Below are 6947 nucleotides of genomic sequence, written 5' to 3'. Positions count from 1 at the left end.
GGCGGCGGAGACGGAGGCGGCGGCGCGGCTCCAGAGTCGGCGGATCATGGTCAGGCTCCTAGGGTCGCAAAAGAGAAACAGCCGTCAGCCTTCTTCGTCGATGAAGATGGATTCGATCGGCATCTGGAACAGCCGGGCGATCTTGAACGCCAGCGGCAAGGAGGGATCGTAGCGGCCGGTCTCGAGCGCGTTCACCGTCTGGCGCGACACGCCCAGTTCGTCGGCCAGGTGCGCCTGGCTCCAGTCGCGCTCGGCGCGCAGCACCTTGAGGCGGTTCTTCATGCGCGCCCCTCCTTGCCGGGACGCGACAGGTTGAAACGCGCCACCTGGGCCATCGCCTCGCCGAACAGGAAACCGCCCGCAGGCAGGGTCGCCAGCATGACAGGGCTGACTCCATCGCCCATCAGGCTCGAGATGACGAACAGGGTCGAGCCGTAGGCCAGGGCCCACCAGCCGCCCTGAGCCTGAGCCATCAGGGCCAAACGCTCTTCCAGCTCATCGATCGCCGCCTGGCGGCGAAGCACGGCGATCCAGACGAAGACAGGCAGAACAACGGCGGCTGCGGCCAGCGCCTTCAAAGGCAGCGCGTCGCCGCCCTTGGACAGATAGGCGCCGCCCCAGGCGGCGCCGGCGAGCCAGACGACGCCCGCCGCCATCTTCAGCAGGAACAACACACCGGTTCGAGCCAAGGGCCTGTCGCCCAGGAAAGCGCTGTCGCTCACGGCATTCTCCTCAACGACGGCCCAGCCACCACCAGACCCAGGCCAGGCCGTAGCCGATGAGCTGGAAGCCCAAGATAATGATCATGCCGGCGGCGACCAGATCAGCCGGCGTCTCGCCCAGGCTGGCGGGAAGAACGATGTCGCCCGGGCGCGTGGTCAGCATCAGCATGAGGACGAGACCGACCAACATTCCCGTGCTGCCGCCCCAGTACCAGGCCCATTTGTGCGCTTCGCGCGCAGCCTCGTCGAGACGGCTCCACCACCAGTAGGACACGCCCAGGACGGCGGCCATCGTGACGGCGGTGAAGGCGACAGTCGTCCAGAACGCCACCGTACCGGGTTGGTCGGCCAAGAAGCCGCTGCCAAGTCCGCCGAAGAAGCCGATCAGCACCACCAGGCCGAACATGGCCGCGACGCCTTTCAGGCCGAGAGGTTTCATCGATTTCATAGGCTCGCCGCGCGTAAACTGATTTGACAAGCAAGTTTTACAGCCCGACCGCAGGGCGTCAAGCATGTTTGTCACATCTCGCCGTCACTCCGGGGCGTTCAGCAGCTCCGGGCGGCTGAGGGCGCGGGGCGACTGCTCGACCGCATTCAGTTCGGGCAGTTCCTTGCCCTCGTGATCGACCTTCAGATCCTCGAAGCGGCGGGCCGAGACCATGACCTGGCTTTCCAGCGAGCCGACGAACTGGTTGTAGCGGGAAACCGCCGCGTCCAGCGCCTTGCCGACCGAGGCGGCGTGGCCGCCCATGACCGACAGGCGCTTGTAGAGCTCCTTGCCCAGCTTGGCGACGTCCTCGGCGTTGCGGGCCTGCTCTTCGGCGCGCCAGCCGTAGGCGACAGCCTTGCACAGGGCGAACAGGGTGGTGGGCGTGACAATGACCACGCGCGAGGCCATGGCCGTGGTCATCAGGTCCGGCTCGTGGTCCAGGGCGGCGGCCAGGAAGGCGTCGCCCGGCACGAACATGGCGACGAAGTCGGGGCTGGGCTTGAACTGGTCCTGATAGGCCTTGGACGACAGCTGGCGCACATGGGTCTTCATGCTGGCGGCGGTGCGCAGGGACATGGCGCGGGCCTGGGCTTCCTCGTCGCCGTCCGCCTCGTCGGCGAAGGCCAGGGACACCTTGGCGTCGATGACGAACATGCCGCCGCCCGGCAGTTTGACGATGAAGTCCGGGCGCTGCTGGCGGCCTTCATCGGTGGCCGAGGAATTCTGTTCCTCGAAGTCGAAGCGGCCGGCCATGCCTGCGGCTTCCAGCACATTGCGGCAGGTCTGTTCGCCCCAGCGGCCGCGACGGCCGGTGTTGCCCTTCAGCGCCTCGGTCAGGCGGCGCGCCTCATCGCGGGTGGCGGTGGAGGCGGCCATCAGCAGATTGAGTTGCTCCTTCAGGCCGCCGGTTTCGTCGGCGCGCGCCTTTTCCAAAGCCGTGACGTGCTGCTGAAACTTGGCCAGGGTTTCGGACACCGGCTTGAGCTGGGCCTCCATCCGCTCGCGCGCGACGCGGTCCTGAGCCTGAAAGGTCTCGGTGGCGCGAGCGACCAGCTTGGTCGCCACCGCCTCGGCCGACTGCGACGCCTGAGCCTTGAGGAACTCGGCCATGGAGTCCCGGCTTTCCTCCATCAGCGCCAGCCGCGCATCGGCGGCGTCCAGCGCGCCGCGCGTCTTCTGCCAGCCCATATAGGCCCACAGGAAGCCCGCCGCGGCGACCGCGACAAAGACCAAGAGGACGAGTTCCAGCATGTTCATGCTCCGTTCCTAGCGGGAGTCGGAGCCAGATTAAAGGCGGGCCGCGTCAGACGCGGACGCGCCTGCGCCACCTCAGCCCAGTTCAGCTTCCAGATCGGCCAGGCGGGCGGCCTGGTCCTCGGCGATCAGGGCGTTGAGCATGGGGTCGAGGTCGCCCTCGAGAATCTGCGGCAGGCTGTGCAGGGTCAGGCCGATGCGGTGATCCGTCACCCGCCCTTGCGGGAAGTTGTAGGTGCGAATGCGCTCGGAGCGATCGCCCGAGCCGACCTGCGACTTGCGCGCGTCCGAGCGGGCGGCGTCCTTGGCCTGGCGCTGCATGTCGTAGAGGCGCACGCGCAGGTTCTTCATCGCCTTGTCGCGGTTCACATGCTGCGACTTTTCCGAGGAGGTGGCGACGATGCCGGTCGGCAGGTGGGTGATGCGCACCGCCGAGTCCGTCTTGTTGACGTGCTGGCCGCCCGCGCCCGACGAGCGGTAGGTGTCGATGCGGATGTCCTTGTCGAGAATCTCGATCTCGACGTCCTCGACCTCGGGCAGGACGGCGACCGTGGCCGCCGAGGTGTGGATGCGGCCGCCCGCCTCGGTCGTGGGCACGCGCTGGACGCGGTGGACGCCGCTCTCGAACTTGAGACGGCCGAAGACGCCCTCGCCGCTGACGGTGGCGATGATTTCCTTGAAGCCGCCGGCGTCGCCCTCGGCGGCGCTGTCGATCTCGACCCGCCAGCCGCGCGTGGAGGCGTAGCGCGAATACATGCGGAACAGATCGCCCGCGAACAGCGCCGCCTCGTCGCCGCCGGTGCCCGCGCGCACTTCCAGCACGGCCGAGGCGTTTTCATCGGCGTCGCGCGGGGCCAGCAGCAGGGCGACCTCGCGCTCCAGGCCCGGCAGGCGCTCGGTCAGGGCGTCCAGTTCGTCGGCGGCCAGGGCGGCCATTTCCGGATCGGCCGCCATGGCCTTGAGGTCGTCGGCCTCGGCGCGGGCACGGGCCAGGGCCTGCACCGCGTCGGCCACCGGCTTGAGCTCGGCGTGCTCTTTCGACAGGCGCACGATCTCGGCGCCGTCGGTGGCCGCGCCCATGCGCGCCTCCACCTGATGGAAGCGGTCGAGCACCTGATCGAGCCGGGCCTGAGGCAGTCGCAACGGCGTGTCCTTGCTGAGAAAATCGAGCGCGGAGCCTTACCCGCGACACGGCGCCGTGTCGATAAAAACGCCTCTACACGCGCTCATGGAGCAATCGTGAACAGCCGTCACAAGCCCGTCAGGCCGGTTTCTTCGCACCTGCAAAACCCCTAGCTCCACGGGGCTGAAACAAAATTGGAGACAGGGCATGACCCATGAAAAGCCCCTGGATGGGGCCTCGACGGGCCCTGCGCCAGGCGCCGACGTCGCGCGCCTGTGCGCGCTCTACGACGGCCTGCTGACTGCTGGCGGCGCCCCCGTGAGCCCGGACGCCGAGAAGGAATTGAAGGCCCTGGCCAAGATTTTCGACCTGGACGCCGAACGCCCCGCCGCTGAACTGTGGCCTTACGTCCGCGCCGTCCTGGTGCGGCAGGCGCCGCCGCAGACCGTCCCGAGTCCAATCGAGGTCGAGCCCAAGACCGTGCTTCTGGTTGAGGACGACGCCGACGCCGCCGCCCATCTGACCGAAGCCCTGGACGCCGCCGGACACCGCGTGGTCGGCCCCTTCCACAGCGCCGAGGCGGCCGAGGCGGCGACCGCCCTGCATCCCATCGATCTGGCCCTGCTGGACATCAATCTGTCGGGCGAGGCGACGGGCGTGGACCTGGCGCGCAATCTGAAATCGCGCTGGGGCGTGCCAGTCATCTTCCTGTCCGGCGACGTGACGGCGGCGGCGCACAACGCCGAACTGGCCGCCGCCATGGTGATCAAGCCCTACACCGGCCGCGACGTGCTGGACGCCATCGCCCGGCTATAGTCCGCCTGACATCCGATATGACGGCCATTGCCAGGCGGGTCGCGACCTGCGCCTGATGGTCCTCAACCCCACCCGCCCGAGGCGCTGAATGGACACCTTCTTCCTGTTCCTTCTGGTCGGCGTCCTGGCACAGGCTGTCGACGGCGCCCTGGGCATGGCCTACGGCGTCATCTCCTCCTCCGTGCTGCTGGCGCTGGGCGTGCCCCCGGCCACGGCCTCGGCCAGCGTCCACGCCGCCGAGGTCTTCACCACCGCCGCCTCGGCCGGCAGCCACGCCTGGCACAAGAACGTCGAGTGGCGGCTGCTGCTGCCGCTCGCCATCGCGGGCGTCATCGGCGGGGTGCTGGGCGCCTATGTTCTGACCGGGCTTGAGGCCTCGACCATCAAGCCGTTCGTCGTCGGCTATCTGGCGCTGGTCGGCGTATGGATCCTGTGGCGCGCCGGCCATGACATCCGTCCGCGCCACCTGCCCGCCTGGGTCACGGCGCCGTTGGGACTGGTCGGCGGCTTTCTGGACGCCGTCGGCGGAGGCGGCTGGGGGCCGACGGTCTCCTCGACCATGGTCGGCGCCGGACATGAGCCGCGCAAGGCCATCGGTACGGTGAACACGGCCGAGTTCTTCCTGACCGTAGCGGTCTCGGCGACCTTCGTCTGGGCTCTGGTCAGCGGGCACTGGGAAGAGGCCGGCGCGCTGAAGAACCACGCGGCGGCCGTCGGCGGCCTGGTGGTCGGCGGCCTGATCGCCGCCCCTTTCGCCGGACTGATCGTCAAGAAGATCCCGCGCAAGGTTCTGACCTATGCGGTCGGCTTCCTGCTGCTGATCCTGGCCGCCTTCCAGGGCGCCCAGTTGGCGGGACTGATCCGCTGACGCCTAGCGCGGGAAGGTGTCGACGAAGCTGGGACGTTGCTCCAACGCCGCCTGCAGGGCGACCAGGTTCGGGCGGCCCGTCTTCCAGTCGTAGTCCGGATGGCGGAAGCTGATCCAGGTGACGGCGATCCCCGCCGTCAGCACGCCCATGTCCAGCGCCTCGGCGTCCGGGGCGGCGGCCTCCAGCGCATCGAGGGCGCGGCCCATGTTGACGGTCCAACGTTCGACCCACGACGGCGAGCGTTCCTGTTCCGGCCGACGCTTCTCCAGCACCAGTTTGACGCCCATCTCCAGCGCGCCGCAGCCCAGCGTCTCCAGTCGCTTGACCCGCAGGCGCTCAAGCCCCTCGGTCGGCAGCAGACGCGGCCCGGCGCCGAGCGCGTCCAGATATTCGGCGATGACCGGGCTGTCGGTCAGCGGCAGGCCGTCCTCGGCGATCAGGGTCGGAACCTGCACCACAGGATTGCTCGACAGCAGTTCCGGCGCATTGCCGTAAGGATCGACGGCGATCTCCTCGATCCGGTCGGCCAGGCCCTTTTCACGGGCGACGATGCGAACCTTGCGCGCGAAGGGCGAGGGGGTGGTGATGTAGAGTTTCATTGTTCAGCCGTCTTCACTCGGCCGCCTTGGGGGCCACGCAGCGCTTGTCGCGGAACAGGGCCCATTCCTCGCACTGGCGGCCGTCTTCGAAGACGCAGACGCCGTATTCGCCGCCCTGGGCGTCGCGACGGATTTCCGACTTGCCGCCCTCGCGCTGACAGTTGACCGAGGCGGGATTGGCCATGCCGACGGCCCGAGACGACGGCTCGGCCTCAGGCGCCGGCGCACAGGCGGCGCCCGCCAACAGAGCCGCCGCCAGGATCGCGTGTTTCAGCATCGTCTCTCCCCCTCGTTTCGCCCGACTATTCGGCCGCGTTGCGGGCGGCGTCCAGCTCGGCGGCCTTGGCTTCGACCTGGGCGACGATCTCGTCGATCATGCCGTCGTTGGCCTGTTTGTGAGCGATCTTGCCGTTCAGATAGACCATGCCCGCCCCCTTGCCGCCGCCGGTGAAGCCGATGTCGGTATAGAGGGCCTCGCCCGGCCCGTTGACCACGCAGCCGATGATCGACAGCGACATGGCGGTCGAGACGTGGGCCAGCTTCTCTTCCAGGATCGCCACCGTCTCGATGACGTTGAAGCCCTGGCGGGCGCAGGACGGGCAGGCGATGATGTTCACTCCCCGGTGACGCAGACCCAGGGACTTCAGGATGTCGAAGCCGACCTTGATCTCTTCGACCGGATCGGCGGCCAGCGAGACGCGGATGGTGTCGCCGATGCCCGACCACAGCATATTGCCCATGCCGATGGCCGACTTGATGGTGCCGGTGCGCAGCGGCCCCGCCTCGGTCACGCCCAGGTGCAGGGGGCAGTCGATGGCGTCGGCCAGTTGCTGATAGGCGGCCACCGTCAGGAAAGGGTCGGACGCCTTCACCGAGATCTTGAACTCGTGGAAGTCCAGATCCTGAAGGATGCGGGCGTGGTTCAGGGCGCTTTCGACCATCGCATCGGGGCAAGGCTCGCCGTACTTCTCCAGCAGCTCCTTCTCCAGCGAGCCGGCGTTGACGCCGATGCGCATGGAGCAACCGTGGTCGCGGGCGGCCTGGACGACTTCCTTGACCCGGTCGATCGAGCCG

10 protein-coding genes are annotated in these 6947 nt (G+C 68.2%); 2 read left to right on the top strand and 8 right to left on the bottom strand.

Annotated elements, in window-relative coordinates; all coding sequences use genetic code 11:
- Positions 1–84: 84 nt before the first annotated feature.
- The 5 genes from B2Y21_RS06180 to prfA form a co-directional block, all read right to left on the bottom strand.
- The gene (locus tag B2Y21_RS06180; protein WP_003164157.1) at positions 85–282 is read right to left on the bottom strand and encodes a helix-turn-helix transcriptional regulator; all 198 of its coding nucleotides are present in this window, start codon (positions 280–282) and stop codon (positions 85–87) included.
- Complete coding sequence (locus B2Y21_RS06175) at positions 279–722, bottom strand: hypothetical protein (RefSeq protein ID WP_292057994.1); 444 nt, start codon at positions 720–722, stop codon at positions 279–281. The genes B2Y21_RS06180 and B2Y21_RS06175 overlap by 4 nt, the downstream gene beginning before the upstream one ends.
- Before the next feature lie 10 nt (positions 723–732).
- Positions 733–1161 (bottom strand): hypothetical protein, encoded by a 429-nt coding sequence (locus tag B2Y21_RS06170; protein WP_292057992.1) that lies wholly within the window; start codon positions 1159–1161, stop codon positions 733–735.
- A 93-nt stretch (positions 1162–1254) separates the two neighbouring features.
- Entirely contained in the window at positions 1255–2469 is a 1215-nt protein-coding gene (locus B2Y21_RS06165; protein WP_292057990.1) for a DNA recombination protein RmuC, read from the bottom strand.
- Between the two features lie 72 nt (positions 2470–2541).
- Positions 2542–3609 (bottom strand): peptide chain release factor 1, encoded by a 1068-nt coding sequence (gene prfA, locus B2Y21_RS06160; protein ID WP_292057988.1) that lies wholly within the window; start codon positions 3607–3609, stop codon positions 2542–2544.
- 187 nt (positions 3610–3796) lie between these two features.
- Between prfA and B2Y21_RS06155 the strand changes: the two genes are divergently transcribed.
- Positions 3797–4405 carry a response regulator gene (locus B2Y21_RS06155; RefSeq protein ID WP_292057986.1) on the top strand — a complete coding sequence of 203 codons (609 nt, stop codon included), beginning with the start codon at positions 3797–3799 and terminating at the stop codon, positions 4403–4405.
- A gap of 88 nt (positions 4406–4493) precedes the next feature.
- The gene (locus B2Y21_RS06150) at positions 4494–5273 is read left to right on the top strand and encodes a sulfite exporter TauE/SafE family protein (protein WP_292057984.1); all 780 of its coding nucleotides are present in this window, start codon (positions 4494–4496) and stop codon (positions 5271–5273) included.
- 3 nt (positions 5274–5276) lie between these two features.
- On the opposite strand, the gene B2Y21_RS06145 is transcribed toward B2Y21_RS06150, so the two are convergent.
- From B2Y21_RS06145 to ispG, 3 genes are all read right to left on the bottom strand, one after another.
- Positions 5277–5873, bottom strand: a complete 597-nt coding sequence (locus B2Y21_RS06145) for a glutathione S-transferase N-terminal domain-containing protein (RefSeq protein ID WP_292057982.1) — start codon at positions 5871–5873, stop codon at positions 5277–5279.
- A 13-nt stretch (positions 5874–5886) separates the two neighbouring features.
- A complete protein-coding gene (locus tag B2Y21_RS06140) occupies positions 5887–6150 on the bottom strand; it encodes a DUF333 domain-containing protein (protein ID WP_292057980.1) in 264 nt (87 codons plus the stop codon).
- A gap of 25 nt (positions 6151–6175) precedes the next feature.
- The coding region (ispG, locus tag B2Y21_RS06135; RefSeq protein WP_292057978.1) for a (E)-4-hydroxy-3-methylbut-2-enyl-diphosphate synthase at positions 6176–6947 on the bottom strand (772 nt) is incomplete at its 5' end.

Origin of the sequence: Brevundimonas sp. UBA5936 (assembly GCA_002430835.1) — a bacterium.
Classification (GTDB): domain Bacteria; phylum Pseudomonadota; class Alphaproteobacteria; order Caulobacterales; family Caulobacteraceae; genus Brevundimonas.
Note: the sequence above shows the minus strand (reverse complement) of the source record. Positions and strands in the feature narration are given on the sequence as shown.

What these genes read in the sequence shown, in the direction of transcription:
- B2Y21_RS06180 (WP_003164157.1), bottom strand. Translation starts at nt 282, where the DNA reads ATGAAGAACCGCCTCAAGGTGCTGCGCGCCGAGCGCGACTGGAGCCAG.
- B2Y21_RS06170 (WP_292057992.1), bottom strand. Translation starts at nt 1,161, where the DNA reads ATGAAACCTCTCGGCCTGAAAGGCGTCGCGGCCATGTTCGGCCTGGTG.
- B2Y21_RS06165 (WP_292057990.1), bottom strand. Translation starts at nt 2,469, where the DNA reads ATGAACATGCTGGAACTCGTCCTCTTGGTCTTTGTCGCGGTCGCCGCG.
- B2Y21_RS06155 (WP_292057986.1), top strand. Translation starts at nt 3,797, where the DNA reads ATGACCCATGAAAAGCCCCTGGATGGGGCCTCGACGGGCCCTGCGCCA.
- B2Y21_RS06150 (WP_292057984.1), top strand. Translation starts at nt 4,494, where the DNA reads ATGGACACCTTCTTCCTGTTCCTTCTGGTCGGCGTCCTGGCACAGGCT.
- B2Y21_RS06145 (WP_292057982.1), bottom strand. Translation starts at nt 5,873, where the DNA reads ATGAAACTCTACATCACCACCCCCTCGCCCTTCGCGCGCAAGGTTCGC.
- B2Y21_RS06140 (WP_292057980.1), bottom strand. Translation starts at nt 6,150, where the DNA reads ATGCTGAAACACGCGATCCTGGCGGCGGCTCTGTTGGCGGGCGCCGCC.